At 38.6% G+C, this 18808-nt stretch carries 16 protein-coding genes; 2 read left to right on the top strand and 14 right to left on the bottom strand.

All coding sequences use genetic code 11. The features are described from left to right. Positions 1-8: 8 nt before the first annotated feature. The 12 genes from mtaB to gpr form a co-directional block, all read right to left on the bottom strand. Positions 9-1367 carry a tRNA (N(6)-L-threonylcarbamoyladenosine(37)-C(2))-methylthiotransferase MtaB gene (gene mtaB / locus SFC47_RS10205; protein WP_411254180.1) on the bottom strand — a complete coding sequence of 453 codons (1359 nt, stop codon included), beginning with the start codon at positions 1365-1367 and terminating at the stop codon, positions 9-11. A 5-nt stretch (positions 1368-1372) separates the two neighbouring features. After that, a complete protein-coding gene (locus SFC47_RS10200) occupies positions 1373-2122 on the bottom strand; it encodes a 16S rRNA (uracil(1498)-N(3))-methyltransferase (protein ID WP_411254179.1) in 750 nt (249 codons plus the stop codon). A gap of 104 nt (positions 2123-2226) precedes the next feature. Then, the gene (gene prmA / locus SFC47_RS10195; protein ID WP_411254178.1) at positions 2227-3168 is read right to left on the bottom strand and encodes a 50S ribosomal protein L11 methyltransferase; all 942 of its coding nucleotides are present in this window, start codon (positions 3166-3168) and stop codon (positions 2227-2229) included. A gap of 17 nt (positions 3169-3185) precedes the next feature. Then, a complete protein-coding gene (dnaJ, locus tag SFC47_RS10190; protein ID WP_411254177.1) occupies positions 3186-4313 on the bottom strand; it encodes a molecular chaperone DnaJ in 1128 nt (375 codons plus the stop codon). 121 nt (positions 4314-4434) lie between these two features. Continuing rightward, positions 4435-6267, bottom strand: a complete 1833-nt coding sequence (gene dnaK, locus SFC47_RS10185) for a molecular chaperone DnaK (RefSeq protein ID WP_411254176.1) — start codon at positions 6265-6267, stop codon at positions 4435-4437. Between the two features lie 32 nt (positions 6268-6299). Continuing rightward, entirely contained in the window at positions 6300-6902 is a 603-nt protein-coding gene (gene grpE, locus SFC47_RS10180) for a nucleotide exchange factor GrpE (protein ID WP_411254175.1), read from the bottom strand. Between the two features lie 131 nt (positions 6903-7033). Beyond that, on the bottom strand, positions 7034-8065 hold the full coding sequence (hrcA, locus tag SFC47_RS10175; protein ID WP_411254174.1) for a heat-inducible transcriptional repressor HrcA: 1032 nt from the start codon (positions 8063-8065) through the stop codon (positions 7034-7036). Between the two features lie 123 nt (positions 8066-8188). Next, positions 8189-9331: a radical SAM family heme chaperone HemW gene (gene hemW, locus SFC47_RS10170; RefSeq protein ID WP_411254173.1), complete on the bottom strand. Its 1143-nt coding sequence runs from the start codon at positions 9329-9331 to the stop codon at positions 8189-8191. Positions 9332-9413: 82 nt separating this feature from the next. Next, positions 9414-11249, bottom strand: a complete 1836-nt coding sequence (gene lepA, locus SFC47_RS10165; protein WP_411254172.1) for a translation elongation factor 4 — start codon at positions 11247-11249, stop codon at positions 9414-9416. Positions 11250-11410: 161 nt separating this feature from the next. Continuing rightward, on the bottom strand, positions 11411-11725 hold the full coding sequence (locus SFC47_RS10160; protein WP_486348377.1) for a YqxA family protein: 315 nt from the start codon (positions 11723-11725) through the stop codon (positions 11411-11413). A gap of 31 nt (positions 11726-11756) precedes the next feature. Continuing rightward, positions 11757-12947, bottom strand: coding sequence for a stage II sporulation protein P (gene spoIIP / locus SFC47_RS10155; RefSeq protein ID WP_411254170.1), 1191 nt, complete (start codon positions 12945-12947; stop codon positions 11757-11759). A 90-nt stretch (positions 12948-13037) separates the two neighbouring features. Then, positions 13038-14162: a GPR endopeptidase gene (gene gpr, locus SFC47_RS10150; RefSeq protein WP_411254554.1), complete on the bottom strand. Its 1125-nt coding sequence runs from the start codon at positions 14160-14162 to the stop codon at positions 13038-13040. A gap of 268 nt (positions 14163-14430) precedes the next feature. On the opposite strand from gpr, the gene rpsT reads away from it, so the two are divergent. Continuing rightward, positions 14431-14691, top strand: coding sequence for a 30S ribosomal protein S20 (gene rpsT / locus SFC47_RS10145; protein WP_063251355.1), 261 nt, complete (start codon positions 14431-14433; stop codon positions 14689-14691). A 170-nt stretch (positions 14692-14861) separates the two neighbouring features. On the opposite strand, the gene holA is transcribed toward rpsT, so the two are convergent. After that, positions 14862-15878 carry a DNA polymerase III subunit delta gene (gene holA, locus SFC47_RS10140; RefSeq protein WP_411254169.1) on the bottom strand — a complete coding sequence of 339 codons (1017 nt, stop codon included), beginning with the start codon at positions 15876-15878 and terminating at the stop codon, positions 14862-14864. 311 nt (positions 15879-16189) lie between these two features. On the opposite strand from holA, the gene SFC47_RS10135 reads away from it, so the two are divergent. After that, positions 16190-16324, top strand: a complete 135-nt coding sequence (locus SFC47_RS10135; protein ID WP_411254168.1) for a YqzM family protein — start codon at positions 16190-16192, stop codon at positions 16322-16324. A gap of 73 nt (positions 16325-16397) precedes the next feature. Here SFC47_RS10135 and SFC47_RS10130 read toward each other — a convergent pair whose 3' ends face one another. Further along, a complete protein-coding gene (locus SFC47_RS10130; RefSeq protein WP_411254167.1) occupies positions 16398-18731 on the bottom strand; it encodes a DNA internalization-related competence protein ComEC/Rec2 in 2334 nt (777 codons plus the stop codon). Positions 18732-18808 lie beyond the last annotated feature (77 nt).

Below are 18808 nucleotides of genomic sequence, written 5' to 3'. Positions count from 1 at the left end.
TAGGTCCCTTAAATGGCAGCTTCTTCTTCTGCAAATACATCAGTTTTTATACGATTATCTTCAATGATACGAACAAATTGTCCTTCATTATATGGATATCCAGCTTTTGAAATTTTCACCTTAACAAGTTTACCAATCATCTCTTCACTTGCAGGGAATACCACTTTTAAATAATTATCTGTGTACCCTACATACATACCTTCACTGAATTCTTCTTCAGGAATTACTTCTAATACATCGTTTTCGAATTGTGATGCATATTCCTTTGCTAATTGATCAGAAAGAGCAATCAAACGGTGCACACGTTCATTTTTAACCTCTTCGTCCACTTGATCATCCATCCTGGCAGCAGGTGTTCCAGTACGTTTAGAATAAGGGAATACATGCAGTTCTGAGAATTTATGTTCATTAATAAAATTATACGTTTCCATAAATTCCTCTTCTGTTTCACCAGGAAAACCAACAATTACGTCTGATGTAACAGCAAGACCAGGAAGTACCTCTTTTAGCCGGTCTAATCTTTCTCCAAAGAACTCCATCGTATATTTACGGCGCATTCTTTTCAGTACTGTATTTGAGCCTGATTGAATTGGGATATGCAAATGACGAACAATAATATTTGAGTGTTTAATTACTTCAATTACTTCATCACTGATCTGGCTAGCTTCTATAGAAGAAATTCGCAGACGTTCAAGTCCCTTAACCTGAGCTTCCAGATCACGAAGAAGCATAGCTAAGTTGTAATCCTTCATATCCTCTCCATACCCGCCAGTATGAATTCCGGTTAAAACAATTTCCTTGTAACCCGCATCCACAAGCTGTTGTGCTTGGCGGATAACTTCTTTTGGATCACGTGATCTCATAAGCCCGCGAGCCCATGGGATAATACAAAAAGTACAGAAGTTGTTACAGCCCTCTTGGATTTTCAAAGAGGCTCGTGTACGATCGGTAAAGGCAGGAACATCAAGTTCTTCATAAACTCGATTCTTCATGATGTTACCTACACCATTTATTGGCTGGCGTTCTGTTTTATATTGTTCAATATACTCAAGCATTTTCACTCGATCCTGAGTCCCGACTACGATATCAACACCAGGTATTGCCATAATTTCTGCAGGTGATGTTTGCGCATAACATCCTGTTACACAAATAACGGCATCAGGATTTTTGCGGACCGCACGGCGGATGACTTGGCGGCTTTTTTTATCCCCTGTATTTGTAACCGTACAAGTATTAATAATATAAACATCAGAGATTGATTCAAAATCAACTCGTTCGTAGCCTTCTTGCTTAAACAATTGCCAGATTGCTTCAGTCTCATAGTGATTCACTTTACATCCAAGTGTATGAAAAGCGACTGTCGGCATTGTATTCATCTCCTCATTAATTCAAAATGGTAGGAAATCGCCGCTAAAGCATATAGTGGCGCAGTTTCCGTTCGTAAGATACGCGGACCTAAACCGCATAGTTCAAAGTCATTCTCCTGTAAAAGATTAACCTCTTCTTCAGCTAATCCACCCTCAGGACCGAATACCAAAAGCAGCGATTCACCTGGCTGCATTTTTTGTAATGCTGCCGAAAAAATAGATGTTTCACCACTTCTGCTCTCTTCTTCAAAAGCAGCTAATTTATAATGAAAATTTTTGCTTTTCTCAATCAAAGCTTTAAAATTCATCGGACTGATAATTTCAGGAACCTTCCCGCGATGGGATTGCTCTGCAGCTTCCTTGGCAATTTTCTGCCATCTCTCTACTTTTTTACCAGCCTTTTTATCATCCCATTTTACGACTGAACGGCGGGCAGCAAAAGGAATAAATTCGCTGGCACCCATTTCAGTGCCTTTTTGAATAATCCATTCAAGTTTGTCTCCCTTTGGAAGACCGCTTGCAATCGTTACTGAAATTGGAAGCTCTGACTTCTCATCTTTCCATTGTACAACGTCTGCAACGACTTGTTCATCGGTAATTTTTGCAATTTCACAAACTGCCGCATCCCCTTTTACATCAACACAAATGATATTGTCTCCGATTTCCATACGCATCACCTTAATAATATGGTGGCGGTCATCCCCATCAATCACAAAACCATTTTCAGTTACTTGTTTAACAAAGTAGCGTTGCACACGATGCACCCCTCTAAAACATTTTACAATTTATTTTACTCTATGGGTTGTCACAATTAAAGCCGGCAAATAGAAAAAAGGGGCATTATCCCCTTTTTTAAAAGTTATACCCTTTTAGCGATAATCGCAACCCAATCTTCCATTAAGATTGTTTCTGTGATCTCAAATCCTGACTGAATTAGACCTTCTTTTACTTCATCTTTCTTCTGCTGAATTATTCCTGAGGCAATAAAGGTTCCTCCAGGTTTCACTACCGTTGCTACATCATCTGTGAAACGCAGAATAACTTCCGCTAAAATATTGGCAACGACAACATCAGCTGAATTCTCTTCAACACCATCTAATAGATTATTTTGCGAAGTATTTACTTTATCGCTGACTTTATTAAGCTTAATGTTAAGTCTTGCTGAAGTTACAGCCACTTCATCTAAATCATAGGCAGTGACATCTTCCGCACCTAACATGGCAGCAGCAATACTAAGGACACCAGAGCCGGTACCGACATCAATTACCCGGTCACCTGGTCTGACAGTCCTCTCTAATGCTTGGATACACATGACCGTAGTCGGGTGCGTTCCGGTTCCAAATGCCATCCCGGGGTCGAGTTCAATGATTAATTCATCACTGCTGACTGGAGTGTAGATCTCCCAAGTAGGTACAATCGTGAACTTCTCAGAAATTTTAACTGGATGGTAATATTTCTTCCATGCAGTAGCCCATTCTTCTTCATTTACTTCACTAATGGTTACTTTATTGATCCCGATATCAATATTGTGAATAATAAGGTTATTTATCGATTCTTTAATCGCGTCTACCGTCTCACCTAAAAAACTGTTAACTGGCAGGTACGCTTTGACGATAACACCTTCTTCAGGGTAATCATCTGGATTGAGTTGGTAGATTTCCCCGAACTGATCTTGCCTTTCCTTTGTTAGTTCAAAAGGATCTTCAATAACTACACCGCTGGCACCGGCCTCGTGTAAAATATGTGATATTGGTTCAATCGCTTCGTTTGTAGTGTGAATACTAAGTTCAGACCACTTCATTCTACCAACTCCAATCCTTACTCGCCCTTAAAGGCTCGTTTTACTTTTGAGAAAAATCCTTCTTCATGTTCACCAATTGGCGAGCTGCCACTAAGGTCTGCAAACTCACGAAGAAGCTGCTTTTGTTTATCTGTTAATTTTGTAGGGGTAATAATTCGGACAATTATGTGCTGATCTCCTACTCCGTAACCACGAACATTTGGAATTCCTTTGCCTTTTAGGCGGAATTTAGTTCCTGTCTGTGTTCCGGCTGGGACCTTAAGTTTTACTTTGCCATGCAGTGTTGGTACTTCAATTTCATCACCAAGAGACGCCTGCACAAAGGTTAATGGCATTTCACAATATACATCATCGCCATCTCTCTCAAAAAACTCGTGTTCTCTTACGTGGAAAACAATATATAAATCTCCAGATGGCCCTCCGTTAATTCCAGCCTCTCCTTGTCCAGAGATCCTTAACTGTTGACCATCGTCAATACCTGCAGGAATTTTCACATGAATCTTTTTGCGTTTTTTCACTTTACCAGTACCGCCGCAGGTAGCACACTTATGTTTAATTTCTTTTCCTGTGCCATTACAATGGTGACAAGAACGGCGATTAACCACTCTGCCAAACGGAGTATTTTGCTCAATATTGATCTGACCTGATCCATGACAGTGTTGACATGTTTCAGGCTTTGTTCCTTTTTTAGCACCAGATCCGCTGCAAGTACCACAGGTCTCTTCACGCGGAATTTCAATATCAGTTTCTTTACCGAAAGCTGCTTCTTCAAAAGTAATGGTCATAGTGTACTGCAGGTCTGCACCCTGTCTAGGAGCATTTGGATCGCGTCTTCGTGACCCGCCGCCGCCAAAGAATGTGTTGAAGATATCTTCAAATCCCCCAAAACCGCCGCCAAAATCAGCGCCGCCTCCGAAGCCTTGATTTGGATCTGTATGACCAAATTGATCATAATGAGCCTTTTTTTGATCATCGCTTAAAACCTCATAAGCTTCAGCGATTTCTTTAAATTTATCTGCAGCATCAGGCTCTTTATTAATATCCGGATGATATTGTTTAGAGAGCTTTCGATATGCTTTTTTTATTTCATCCTTAGAAGCGCTCTTACTAACACCAAGCACCTCATAGTAATCTCGTTTACTCATGATTACCACTCCCGAATCTGTCACATAAAGATTATTCTAACACAATAAAAACACAAATTACAAAGAAAAAGCCAAAGCCGATGCTGACTTTGACTTTTTCATCAGTTAGTTTATAAAAATTTTACTTCTCTTCTTTGATTTCTTCAAACTCAGCATCCACTACATTATCATCTTTAGGACCAGCTGCTTCGCCTTCTGCACCTTGAGCTCCTTGTGCCGCTTGAGCAGCCTGCTCATAAAGCTTAACCGTTAACGCTTGAACAATTTCTTGTAAAGCGTCTTTTTTAGCACGGATTTCTTCAAGATCGTTTTTCTCAATCGCTTCTTTTAAAGCATCTTTTGCTTCGTTAGCCTTTGCAACTTCAGAAGCATCCACTTTATCTTCTAAATCTTTTAATGTTTTTTCAGTTGTAAAGACTAATTGGTCAGCTTCATTGCGCAGTTCCACTTCTTCTTTACGTTGTTTGTCAGCTTCCGCATTCTCTTCAGCTTCTCTGACCATTTTTTGAATTTCTTCATCTGAAAGACCAGTAGAAGATTTAATTGTGATTTGCTGTTCTTTGTTAGTGCCTAGATCTTTCGCACGTACATTTACGATACCGTTCTTATCGATATCAAAAGTTACTTCAACTTGTGGAATTCCACGTGGTGCTGGTGGAATATCTGATAATTGGAAGCGTCCCAAAGTTTTATTAAGATTTGCCATTGGACGTTCCCCTTGAAGAACATGTATATCAACAGCTGTTTGGTTATCAGCAGCAGTTGAGAATACTTGAGATTTTGATGTTGGGATTGTTGTATTACGGTCAATTAACTTTGTGAATACACCGCCCATTGTTTCAATACCAAGTGAAAGTGGTGTAACGTCAAGTAATACTACATCTTTAACATCACCAGTGATTACGCCGCCTTGGATTGCAGCACCCATTGCTACCACTTCATCTGGGTTAACCCCGCGGTGTGGCTCTTGACCAGTTGCTTTTTTAATTGCTTCTTGTACAGCAGGAATTCGAGTTGAACCACCAACGAGAATAACCTTATCAAGCTGTGATGGAGTAAGGCCGGCATCACTTAATGCTTGTCGAGTTGGTCCCATTGTACGTTCAACAAGGTGAGCAGATAGCTCATCAAATTTAGCTCTAGACATTGTCACTTCAAGGTGAAGTGGTCCAGCAGCCCCAGCAGTGATAAACGGTAAGGAAATTTGAGTAGAGGTTACACCTGATAGATCCTTTTTCGCTTTTTCAGCTGCATCTTTTAAACGTTGTAATGCCATTTTATCTTGAGAAAGGTCAATGCCATTTTCTTTTTTGAATTGTTCTACTAAATAATCAATAATTACTTGGTCAAAGTCATCGCCGCCAAGACGATTGTCACCAGCAGTCGATTTTACCTCAAATACTCCATCTCCAAGTTCAAGAATGGATACGTCAAAAGTACCGCCGCCAAGGTCGTATACTAGAACCGTTTGGTCCTGATCTGTTTTATCTAGACCGAATGCAAGTGCTGCAGCAGTAGGCTCATTAATAATACGCTCAACTTCTAATCCAGCAATTCTTCCAGCATCCTTAGTTGCTTGACGTTCTGCATCATTAAAATAAGCTGGTACAGTGATTACAGCCTTAGTTACAGGTTCACCAAGATAATCTTCAGCATAAGATTTCAAATATTGCAGGATAATAGCTGACATTTCTTGCGGAGTATAATTCTTCCCTTCAGCTTCTACTTTATAATCTGTTCCCATATGGCGTTTAATGGACATAATCGTATTAGGGTTTGTGATCGCTTGACGCTTTGCAACTTCCCCTACTTGACGTTCGCCATTTTTAAATGCCACAACTGACGGTGTTGTGCGGTTTCCTTCTGGATTTGGAATAACCTTTGGTTCGCCGCCTTCAAGAACAGCAACACATGAGTTTGTTGTACCAAGGTCAATACCGATAATTTTACTCATTTCCTTTTCCTCCTAAACCAAATATGTAGGTCTTATTGATTTACTTTCACCATTGACGGACGGAGAACCCGGTCCTTTAACATGTAACCTTTTTGGAATTCTTCAATGACAAAATTACTGTCATAATTCTCATCTTCACCTGTCATTACCGCTTGATGGAAGTTTGGATCAAATTCTTTCCCAACTGCTTCTATGGCTTCAACGCCTTCTTTTTTTAAAGCTTCTATTAATCCGCGATATACCATTTCCATACCTTGGAGAAGCGATTTTGACTGTTCATTATCTGCTTCTATATTCAAAGCTCTCTCAAAATTGTCCAATGCTGGAAGCAATTCGATGGCTAATTTTTGCGCTCTATATTTCTCACCGGCTTCGATATCTAATCGTGTACGGCGGCGGAAATTATCAAAGTCAGCTTGGAGGCGTAAATAACGATTATCCGCTTCCTCCAGCTTATTGGTGAGTGTTTGAATCTCAGCTTCAAAGTCAATACCTTTAGCTTCCTCATTAGAAGTATTGTGTTCCTCACTGGTCTCAGCAAAAACCGTTTCAACTTCCTCATCGGTAAGCTGTGAATTTTCATTGATTTGTGATTCAACTTCCTCGTTTAGTGTATGATTATTTTCTTTTGTCAACTTACTCACCTCCTTAAAGGGTTGGTAAATTTATGAACTTAAATATTTGATTCCATGAAAAGGGGGGTGAAAAGAGCCTTTCACCTAGTTTAATTAAGCAGTATTTAACCCCTTATTCAATATTTCCAGCCCTAATATTTTTGATACAAGTTCGTTAGCACTGAGGTTAAATCCTTACTTAAGAATTGGAGCAGGCTTATTACTCTGGAATATTCCATTCTAGTTGGACCGAGAATGGCAATTGTACCCAATTTCTCTGCCCCCACCGAATAAGTTGCTGTAATGAGACTGCAATTTTCCATAGCACTATTATTGTTTTCTCTGCCGATTTTCACATTAATACCAGTTGAATCATTTTTGATTAAAGGATAAATCCATTCTTCGTGATCAATCATTTGCAGGAGACTGCGAATTTTACTGATATCATGAAATTCTGGCTGACTTAACATATTTGTCTTCCCGCCAAAGAATAGCTTTTCATTCGCTGGCATTTTTAAAGAATCCGCTATGGTGTGCAGCATCAAGTCATAATTACGAATATGCTGCCTTAATAACATCGCTACTTCTTTATAGATTTTATCATTGAGGTCTTCAAGTGCTACCCCTGTTAACCGTTCATTTAAAATATTGACCGTCTTTTCCAAATCGCTGGCATCAACGGTAGGCGGCAAGTAAAATGTCCGGTTTTCAACATGCCCTGAATCGGTAACGAAAATTGCCACAGCACTTTCCTTATTTAAAGGAATAATTTGTATCCTTTTAAGCTTATTAAAGCTGGCAGCAGGGCCTAAAACAATCGAAGTATAATTTGTTAGGTCGGATAAAATTTTTGCTGATTTTTGAATGATTTTTTCAAACTCAAAAATCCTTTCTGCAAAAATCGATTTAATAATCGATATATCCTGCTTATTTAATGCTTGAGGCGACAATAAATGGTCTACATAATACCTATAGCCTTTTTCAGACGGAACACGCCCGGAAGAAGTATGCGTTTTTTCGATATATCCTAATTCCTCAAGGTCGGCCATTTCATTCCGTATTGTTGCTGAACTAAATGATATTTCTTCTTTTTTTGACAAACTTCTTGAGCCGACAGGTTGTGCAGATCGAATAAAATCATCAACAATAACCTGAAGAATCAATAATTGACGATCTGTTAACACATGCATCACCTCTGTTAGCACTCATTGAAGTCGAGTGCTAATTCTATTAATAAATTATCAAAAATAGGGGGATGGTGTCAATCATTTGGCATTAAGAAATTGCAAAGGTAATTACGTCAGCAGTTATTTCATAACCCCTAAAAACGATTGAAACACCTCATTTCCTAAAAGCCGCCCTGTTTTTGTTAAATATATATTATCTTTTTTTACTTCTATCCATTTTTTAGCAATCAAATCTGAAATCTCATTTTCAAAAATTTGCAGTGGGTCCATATCAAACTTTTCAATGAAATGGGATACAGATACACCATCTGTTTTTCGCAGGCCTAAAAACATTTCTTCTTCTACTTGTTCTGCTTTTGAAGTTTGATGTTCATTGAATATTGGGAGATTCCCTTCAGCAATTTGTTCCATATATTTTTTCAGTGGTCCTGCATTTGAGCGTCTCCAGCCATTCACATAGCTGTGAGCTCCTGCCCCGAACCCATAATAGTAATCGTTATTCCAGTATGTTAGGTTATGTCTGCTTTCATAGCCAGGCTTTGAAAAATTACTAATCTCATACTGGTTGAATCCATGCTTCTCCATTTCCTCCATTAGCAGTACATACATCGCTGCTTCCGCATCTTCTCCCGGGGTCGGAAGTTTTCCTTTTTGCATAAGATTATAAAAGACTGTCTTTGGTTCAATAATTAACGAGTACGCCGAATAATGTTGAATGTCTAGTGAAAAAGCTTCGGTCAATGATTCTTTAAAGTCAGTAATCGTTTGCTTCGGCAGACTAAAGATTAAATCAATGCTAATATTTTTGAAGCCAATAGATTTTGCATTGTCTACAGTATGGTAAACATCCTTAGCACGGTGGACACGGCCAATACTCTTTAATAATTCATCATTAAAGGTCTGAACACCAAGACTGAGTCGGTTTACACCTGCATCTTTTAATATTTGTAACTTTTCTTTTGTTAAATCGCCTGGATTTGCTTCAAATGTAAATTCAAGATTATTACTCATAGGCAGGTTCCTGGTTATACTTTCGCAAAACCTTTCTAACTGCTGTTCATTCAAAGACGTAGGAGTTCCTCCGCCTACAAAAATGGTTTCCAGTCCATCAGTCGGATATTTTTGCAATGTAAGAATCATTTCCTGCTCCAGCGCATTTAAATATTGATCTACCGGCTGCCCTTTTAAAAATACTTTATTAAAATCGCAGTAATGGCAAATATGTTCACAAAAGGGGATATGGAGATAGGCAGCTTTAATCATAAGTTCACACCTTTTCATATAACTCAAAAAGAGGCTGGATTTCGCCTTTTGATAGACTCGTCCTAACCTCCCGTTTTGTTTATTATTTTTTTGAATTGTTGTCATCCATTTTAAGGACAGCCATGAAGGCTTCTTGTGGGACTTCGACAGAACCAACCTGTTTCATCCGCTTTTTACCTTCTTTTTGTTTCTCGAGCAGCTTCCGTTTACGGGAGATATCTCCCCCATAACATTTAGCCAAGACATTTTTACCCATGGATTTAATCGTTGAACGAGCAATAATTTTTTGACCAATAGCTGCTTGGACAGGAACTTCAAATTGCTGCCTTGGAATTAATTCCTTTAGCTTCTCAACTATGACTTTGCCGCGTTCGTAGGCAAAATCTCTATGAACGATAAAGCTTAAGGCATCCACCTTTTCAGCGTTTAACAATATATCCATCTTAACCAATTTTGAAGGTTTGTAACCAATTAGTTCATAATCAAATGATGCATAGCCTCTGGTGCTAGACTTAAGTTGATCAAAGAAATCATAAACTATTTCTGCTAACGGAATTTCATAGATGATGCTTACACGGTTTTCACCCTGATATTGCATATCAATAAAAATACCACGCTTCTGCTGGCAAAGCTCCATGATCGCACCGACATATTCATTTGGAGCCATCATTGTTGCTTTTACATATGGCTCTTCAACACGGTCAATTTTCTGTGGATCCGGAAGATTGGAAGGGTTATCCACTTTTACTTGAGTGCCATCTGTCATGTGTACTTCATAGATAACACTTGGGGCTGTTGTAATCAAGTCAATTTTGAATTCACGCTCAATCCGCTCTTGAATAATCTCCATATGAAGAAGTCCTAAGAACCCGCAGCGGAAACCAAAACCTAAAGCTTGGGAAGTCTCTGGCTCGAATTGAAGTGCAGAATCGTTTAACTGCAGCTTCTCGAGTGCTTCACGTAAATCATTGAACTTCGCAGTATCGATAGGGTACAAGCCGCAATACACCATTGGATTTAATTTACGATACCCTGGAAGCGGCTCGGTTGCACCATTTTTTGCATTTGTAATCGTATCACCGACCCGAGTATCACCAACATTTTTAATGGATGCTGTAAGGAATCCAACATCCCCTACGGTTAACTCATTGAGAAGTGTAGATTTTGGTGTAAATACCCCAACCTCATTTACTTCAAATTCTGCTCCGGTCGCCATCATTTTTATTTTATCGCCCACTTTTACGCTGCCTTCTACTACACGGATATAGGCCACTACTCCGCGATATGCATCATAAAGGGAATCAAAAATCAATGCTTTTAACGGGGCATCAGGGTCACCCGTTGGAGCAGGAACACTTTTAACGACCTGTTCGAGGATCTCTTCAATCCCAATACCTGCTTTAGCAGAGGCTAATACGGCTTCAGATGCATCAAGTCCGATAACTTCCTCAATCTCATTGCGGACTCTTTCAGGCTCCGCACTTGGTAAATCAATTTTATTAATAACTGGTAAAATTTCAAGATTATTATCAAGGGCAAGGTAAACGTTCGCCAAGGTTTGGGCTTCAATCCCCTGCGCCGCGTCAACAACTAATACTGCCCCTTCACAAGCAGCAAGGGAACGAGATACCTCATAGGTAAAATCGACGTGCCCTGGTGTATCGATAAGATGGAAGGTATACTCTTCCCCATCTTTTGCTTTGTATTTTAATTGCACAGCATTTAACTTAATCGTAATTCCGCGTTCTCTTTCTAAATCCATTGAATCCAGAAGCTGCGATTTCATTTCACGAGATGTTAATGCATTCGTTTTTTCTAAAATACGGTCTGCTAACGTTGATTTCCCATGGTCAATATGGGCAATAATCGAGAAATTTCGAATCTTTGATTGTCTTTTTAGTTTTTCTTCTCTGTTCATGTATTTCACTCCTACCATAACTCGCACATGTACACTATTTCTGATTATAGCAGTACGGGAAATAAGATTCAATCAAAACTAAAAATGCTCAAATTGCCTTGCCAAATGGCGTGGAGCTAAACAAAAAAATAGCGGCAACCGAGTAGGAACCGCTAGTTTAATTACTTAGTTATTAAATTAATCAGTTTTTCCGAAGCATTTGAGACACCTTCAGATATCTTCTTTCCCATCGAGGAAAAAAAGTTAAATGCACTTATTTCCTCAAGCTTCTTTTTCTTTTCATCAATATTGTGGCTTGATATTTCATTTCCCAAGAATGTAGCCTTTACATGCTCACCATTATCATTAATACCAACGGCATTTTGAAAATTCGGGTCATCGTAGCCCTTCATCTTATGAATACCATCGTTTGCTAACTGCATCCCAGCTAAAACACATATAAACATTATGGCGATCATACAGAAAAATTTCAGCATGAACATTTTCATATGTCATGCTCACCTGCCTCTATTGTTGATCAGTGGATTGTTCTACATCAGAATTAACTTTTTCTGCCTGCCAGTAGTATTCACTAAAAACATCCGCAAGTGCGTCAGCTGAACGGTTTAATTCCTCAAAAGTGTTATCAACTCCGCCAAATTCCACTAGTATTACATTTTCAGACAAATTTTGATTATATACACCGTTCTGCCCAGCACCCTGGTTCATGTGAATACCCCAGCTCAAACCCTTATATTTTTCTTCAAGAAGATTATGCAAATCACGTGCAAGCTTTTCATTTTTTTCATGGTTAGGATTTTTCCCGCCAATAACAAAAGCCAATTGTGCATATGCCTTGCCATTAATCATTACCGTCGTTTTATCTTTACGTCTTGCATCTCGGTGGATATCAATAAAATAATCCAATTCACGGTTTTGAGCCATTGCCTCTTGGACTAATTGACCAGATTTTTGGTACGTGCCTGCCATTTTCACTGACCCCATAATGTCAGATTTATCAATGGAGGTTCCAATACCTCTAGCTTCTAAACTTTCCTTTAACTGATCGCCAATCTTGGTGACGTTTAGTTGTGAATGATAAGCAAGATTCGGATCTGTCACCCCCTGTAAATAGGGAAGATATGACTCACGATTATGAGTAAAGTAAAGATGTACTACCTTTTTATCACCAGTTGTTAGTGATGGATTCGAAGGAATATTATCATCTTTTCCTTTATCAATACCTTCAATATTTTGCAGGGATGCTTCTCTTTCTGCCTTCATAATTTCTAGCGGTGGAGAAGATTCAAATGGCATATTCGTGTAATTTGAACCTTGACCAGCTACTAAGATTTTTCCATCAAATTGGTCAAAGCCTGGCAGCTCTCTGCCTAGCAGGCTCCTTGGGTCATTTAAATTAATATTGCTCGAGAGTTTAAAAATTAAGTTGGTCAGCTTAGGACTTGCTGTTAAATCATCTTCAATAGATAGAAAATGATGATTCTCCCATGCCATTAATTGATAGAGCATTTTCCCATTCACTTCATTTGCTGCAGTATGAACAGAATTAGACATAGGTCTGAATTGGGGCTTTAATGACGTTAACAGCCCGCTGATAGAAAACACCAATAACATAAACAATAAGATAAAAGAGGTTCCTTTTATAAGATTTGTCCCTTGCACCGTCAAAAACAATCCGGAATTCCTAGTAGATTTCATGGTTCCACCTCTCAATTTGATTCTAGTAAATACTTATGACATTACTAGAATTACTAGAACCATAATTCGCAATTAAGAGGGTGGAAAGAGTTATCTCGTATAGTAGCCCGCATTTTTTTGATCGACATTACTGTGGAGAGAAGCATTCAATCCGCTTGCAATCAGGTTGGCCATATCTTCAATGAATACATCAACTTCCTTTGGCGTAACCATTAGGTTATGTCCAAGCGGAGAGAGAACCTCGTAAATTAATTTTCGTTTTTCTTCCTCTTCTAACGTTCCAATCATCCCTAAAAAGGTTTGACGGTGTTTTTCTTCCGGAAGATCCTCCTCGGTCAATTTTTTTCGTTTCCCAAAAGTCATACCTGCGGGTGCGAGGGCTCTTGATGGGCGATTTCCCTCCTTAAGCTCTTTGCCAAAATGCTTAAGGATATAATCAATCGTATCACTTGTTATCGAAACTGCATCGACCACTGTAGGAACTCCAATAGCTATGACAGGCACTCCTAGTGTTTCTTTGCTCAATTCTTTTCTTTTGTTTCCTACCCCAGATCCAGGGTGAATACCTGTATCAGACACTTGAATGGTAGAATTTACTCTGTCAATTGATCTTGCCGCTAATGCATCGATGGCGATGACAAAATCAGGCTTAGTTTTCTCGACAACGCCAAAGATTATATCGCTTGTTTCGATACCTGTTAATCCCATTACGCCCGGGACTAGAGAGCTTACAGGACGATACCCTTCCTCTACACTTTCTGGCTGTAATTGGAACAAGTGTCTGGTAATTAAGAGGTTCTCACATACCATTGGACCAAGTGCGTCTGGAGTAACATTCCAATTTCCAAGACCCACCACTAAGCAGGAGGCATCCTTTTTGATACCAGTTCCTTCTAAGAAGTGTGCAAATTCTTTCGCAAAAATTTCCTCGACTTTTTGTTGTAAGGGTGTGTCCTGCTGCCGTATTCCCTGAACTTCAACTGTTAAATAGCGGCCTGATTTTTTACCGAGCTGTTGTGCTCCCTGGTCTGTGATCTCAACTAATGATATTTTGATATCTTCTATATCTTTTTCTTTGATGATTACTCCTTCAATTTGGGAGATGTTCTCTCCCTGTTGAACAGAGCCTTCTCTGTCAGCAATAACCATTTCTCTCGCTTCAATCGCTAAATCGGTTCGAATTGAATACTGGCTTAAGTCGATATTATCGTTGATGTTCTCCTTCATTTGTATCGCTCCCATCTAATTTCTGAATCCAGCTCCAGTTAATCCCACTGAGCAAGTTGGTTCCGCTTTTTAATTAGAAACTATTTCCTATTTTTGCCCCTTTTCCGCTAAAACATTCAAGTTTATTCTTTTATCTAGTTAATCTAGTATTGCAATATAAGGTGTGGTTTGATAAAATATCTCTTGTTCTGAATAATTGTGAATGAATGTAAAGTCGAGTTCATATAGTCTCGATTCTTTGTAGGAGGTGAAAGTAATGCCTAACATTAAATCTGCTATTAAGCGTGTAAAAACAAGCGAAGCTCGTAATGCTCAAAATACAACTGCTAAATCTGCAATGCGTACAGCTGTCAAGAAAGTTGAAGCTGCTGTTACTCTTAACGATGCTCCTGCAGCGAAAGAAGCATTCTCTACTGCTGCTAGCAAACTAGACAAGGCTGCTGCTAAAGGACTTATCCATAAAAATGCTGCTGCCCGTAAAAAATCACGTCTTGCTAAAAAAGCTAACTCTCTATAAGAAAAGCGGAAGCGCCTTGTTCAGGGGCGACTGGCATAAGACAAGCTGGCGAGAAGGCTGTTCTTTAGCCTTCTTGACGGATTGGCTTATGACCCGAGCCCCTAGGCGCTGGAGCTAGACAATATTAAGAGCATGAAAAAACGATTCCCTGCCGGAATCGTTTTTTCTGTTTAACGTTTTATTTTAAATAATAGCATTTCAATTAGTAATGATTTATTCATACCGCCCGTTTTCATTTGGTAATCAGCATCTGCCAGCATCCCCATAAGATTTGTTAGTTCTTCATCGGTAAATTGATTGGCTTGTCCTGCAGCTAACTTTACACGAAAGGGATGAGTCTTCAAAAACCCAGCCATTTGCTGTTGTCCATACCCTCTTCTCGAAAGCTCCTTTACCTGATAAATAAGCCTGAATTGACCGGCAAGCAAGGCCAAAATCTTAATCGGTTCCTCATTTTGCTTTAAAAGATCATAATAAATTCTAAGTGCCTCTTCGGGTCTTCTTTGCACTACTTTCTCAATTAAAGTGAAAATATTTTGCTCCAATGAACGCGAAACTAACTTTTCGACCATATCAGCATTAATTTGTTTTTCACTATGCGCATATAATGCTAACTTGTCCACTTCACTTGTAATCATAAACATATTTGTTCCAACCAATGTTAGTAAGAGTTCAAGAGCATTAGGTTCGATAACAATCCCCTGTGCTTTCGCTCTTTCCCTCACCCAATTTTTCAAATCATGTTCATTTAACTTCTTTGCTTCAACTGTGACAGCACTTCTCTTTAGCTCTTTGGTTATCTTTTTTCGTTCATCGAGCTTTTCATAAGGAGCTGATATAACTAAGACCGTATACGGAGCAGGCTCTTTTAAATACTTTTCAAATCGCGCAATATTATGATCGATTTTTTCTTTCGTCTTTTCAGCCGTTAAAAACTTTGGATTATGTAAAAAAATCACTTTCTTCTCACCCAGAAAAGGAAAGGTTTCTGCATCTTCTAAAGCCGTTTCAATGGGTGTTTCATCTAGGTCATAAGCAGTAAAGTTAAAATCCTTTTCTTCTTCATCTAAAACCTGATTAAGCAATAACTGCTTCGTTTCATTGATTAAAAAGGCCTCAGTGCCATATAATAAATAAATGGGAGCAATTTCCCGTTGTTTAATTTGTTTCCAAATATCTAATACCATTTCCAAGCTCCCCTTTGATTCACTTTCCATTATCTATCGTAATGAAGCTTGGACATTTTGACAAGTGTTAAAAGGGAATTGACAGCTTTTCGTATGAAAGCGCCAATTCCCGATCTATAATGAACGCCCGCAATTAAAGCCCTAGGATCTTTTAATTGCTTGGCGGAGTTCCTTGTGTAAATTTAGTGTCACCTTATCGGTCTAAACTATTTGTGTCAACTCTTGTCAATATAGGAAGTAGATATTAAATGCACTCTGGATTTTTTAAGTAAAAAAGCTTATACTATTATGTGAAATAGGAGGGGTATATTGTGAACGAATTTGAAAAGAATGTACAGACTAAACGCAATGACGCAATCGATTCTGGAGTAGGTTTTGTTGTTTCTTTTGGTTTTTTCGCTACAATGTTTATTATTGCAACAGTAATTAAAGTTGTCGGATCCTAATCTTAATGCACTGCTACATAGTTAGTACTCGGAGGCTGTAATCGTACAGTCTCTTTTTTCATTTTCTGTTATGTTATTGCTTTATCATATGTAAAAAGGAAGAAAAGGTTCCACTCTCCTGATAAAACCTATACGTTATTGCACCATGGATATCCGTTCTATATATAGTTGTATTCTCAAGTTGTTCTAACACCTCATCATGGGGATGCCCATAGCGATTATGTTCACCAACCGAAATCCATGAGACAGCCGGTTTTATTTTACTAATAAATTGCTCACTTGTTGACGTTTTACTGCCGTGGTGCCCTGCCTTCAATACATCTATCTTCAAATTAGGATATTTCGTTATAATTCTTTCCTCTCCCTCTTGATCAAGGTCGCCGCCAAAGAACCAATTAAGCCCGCCAATATTTGCTGTTATTGCGATAGATCCGCTATTTCGTTCTCCTTGAAAGTTTTCTTTTGGACTTAAAACATAAAATTTACTCTTTTCATTTTCCCAATAGCTTCCTTCAGCAACCATAATAACTGGAATACCTTTTATTTTCGCCTCCTGAATTATGTCTGACTCTAAGTTTGATTGTTCAGCAACTGAAGGCATGATAATTTGGCTGACTTCTATTTCCTTTAAAACAGCTAGAGCTCCGCCAATATGATCACTATCACCATGTGTCAGAATCAATTTATCTAGTTTAGTGATCCCCTTTCCTTTTAAAAAAGGGACAACAACATCCCGCCCTGTTTCAAAGGGATTTGCTGACTTTTTCCATTCGTCCTCTTCGAATTGGATGGTTCCTCCCGTATCAATTAAATAGGTACCTTTACCGAATGGGTAATGGATTAGAATACTATCTCCCTGCCCCACATCAATCATCGAGACTTCCCCAAATGGATTTGCCCAATTCCAAATGTTCTGGAAAGTAATCAAGATGAACGCTAAAAGGATAACCTTAAGTCTTTGTTTTTGGTATAAACCTGCTTCCCATGTTAGGAAAATAGTGACGATGATGACCAGATAAATGATAAAGAGAAGCATATTAGGCCTTCCGGTTACTAGCTGGGCAAAAGAAAGGTCTGCAAGTTTTTCAATAAGTCCATTGGCTAGAGTGATAATTTTCATAAAAAAGGTAATAAGAAAAGACGGAGCAGCCCCAAATATTAGTTGAATGAGATATAAGAGATAAAATCCCGGCAGAAATACATAGGAGAAGAGAGGAATATAGAGGAGATTAGCAAGAATACCGATAAACGAAATTTCGAAAAAGTGATACAGCAAAATCGGTATAGCTGCGAGTTGTGCAATAATGGAGGTTACGACCATTGCAGAGAGTATTCCTTTATATCGAGGAAAAATACTGTAGGCAGAAATAATAATGCCATAGCTGACAGAAAACGATAATTGAAAGCCCGCGTCAAAAATAATCAAGGGAGAAAAAAATACATAAATCATCAGGGTAAGACTAATAACATCCATAGGTGACAATTTTATTTGCTTTTTCCAACGGACAACCAATAATACAAGAAACAGCATTAATACCGCACGTATAACAGAGGGTGAAGCACCAGTTAAAATGGCATATACCGGTAATAGAAAAAGGAGAAAATTTATCATGAACTGTCTAGTTAACCCGACCCTAAGACCTAAATAAAAAACCATCCCAATTAATAAGGAAACATGAAGACCTGATATAGCCAACAAATGCACAATGCCTGTTTTTTGATAATTTATCAGAACCTCAGGGGCAAACATACTTCGGTCACCATAAATCAAAGCAGCGGATAGGGCAGCAATTTCTGCGGGAAAGTGTTTTTCGAGATACTTAATGCCAGTGAAACGAACCTTTTTAATAAAGGTAATAGGAGTTGATTTTACTTCAGCACATTTATTGAGAGGGTTATGATCTACTTCAACTATTTTATAAATCTGTTTGCCAGCTAAATATTTCCGGTAATTAAATGCATTGTGATTTTTGGCGATAGAGGGATCTGCCAATATACCATATACATGACAAATCCGGCCATAAAAAATTGTGTTTTTCAGAGCCTCCTTCTCTGCCTCTGATTTTATTTTATATCTTATTAATAGCTTCTCTTTGTACTGTATATCAAATGCCATTACCTGGAGCAGGTCGCCATCCACTTTGGTGTTTTCGGTATATTTTAGATAAAAGTTTGTAAGAGCGTCAGGCAGCTTGGTTGTATTATGGGTAATCGTATGTTGACCAGTATAGAAGAAGGTAAAAAAGAGGACGAGGACGGTGACCAATTGTTGTCTTGTAAAGTTCTTGAACATATATAAGAGATAAAAATAAAGGATGAAACAAAAAAAGACAGACAGAAAAAAGAAAAATGAGGATAACACTCCTAAAAGGGCGGCAACTGCAAAGTAGAAACATTTATTATTCATTTTGGTCTCCATTGTTTGGGAGTAGTTTTAACGCCGGTAAACCCGGCGTTATGTATAATTTGGGGGATTATTGACTT

The sequence above is a fragment of the Neobacillus niacini genome, assembly GCF_046591715.1.
In the GTDB taxonomy this organism is placed as follows: domain Bacteria; phylum Bacillota; class Bacilli; order Bacillales; family Cytobacillaceae; genus Neobacillus; species Neobacillus niacini_L.
The sequence above is the reverse complement of the archived record's forward strand: the minus strand, read 5'-3'. Positions and strand labels throughout refer to the sequence as shown.

Coding starts and splice junctions, on each gene's coding strand:
- mtaB (WP_411254180.1), bottom strand. CDS start 1,367: ATGCCGACAGTCGCTTTTCATACACTTGGATGTAAAGTGAATCACTAT.
- prmA (WP_411254178.1), bottom strand. CDS start 3,168: ATGAAGTGGTCTGAACTTAGTATTCACACTACAAACGAAGCGATTGAA.
- dnaJ (WP_411254177.1), bottom strand. CDS start 4,313: ATGAGTAAACGAGATTACTATGAGGTGCTTGGTGTTAGTAAGAGCGCT.
- dnaK (WP_411254176.1), bottom strand. CDS start 6,267: ATGAGTAAAATTATCGGTATTGACCTTGGTACAACAAACTCATGTGTT.
- hemW (WP_411254173.1), bottom strand. CDS start 9,331: ATGATTAAAGCTGCCTATCTCCATATCCCCTTTTGTGAACATATTTGC.
- lepA (WP_411254172.1), bottom strand. CDS start 11,249: ATGAACAGAGAAGAAAAACTAAAAAGACAATCAAAGATTCGAAATTTC.
- SFC47_RS10160 (WP_486348377.1), bottom strand. CDS start 11,725: ATGCTGAAATTTTTCTGTATGATCGCCATAATGTTTATATGTGTTTTA.
- spoIIP (WP_411254170.1), bottom strand. CDS start 12,947: ATGAAATCTACTAGGAATTCCGGATTGTTTTTGACGGTGCAAGGGACA.
- rpsT (WP_063251355.1), top strand. CDS start 14,431: ATGCCTAACATTAAATCTGCTATTAAGCGTGTAAAAACAAGCGAAGCT.
- holA (WP_411254169.1), bottom strand. CDS start 15,878: ATGGTATTAGATATTTGGAAACAAATTAAACAACGGGAAATTGCTCCC.
- SFC47_RS10130 (WP_411254167.1), bottom strand. CDS start 18,731: ATGAATAATAAATGTTTCTACTTTGCAGTTGCCGCCCTTTTAGGAGTG.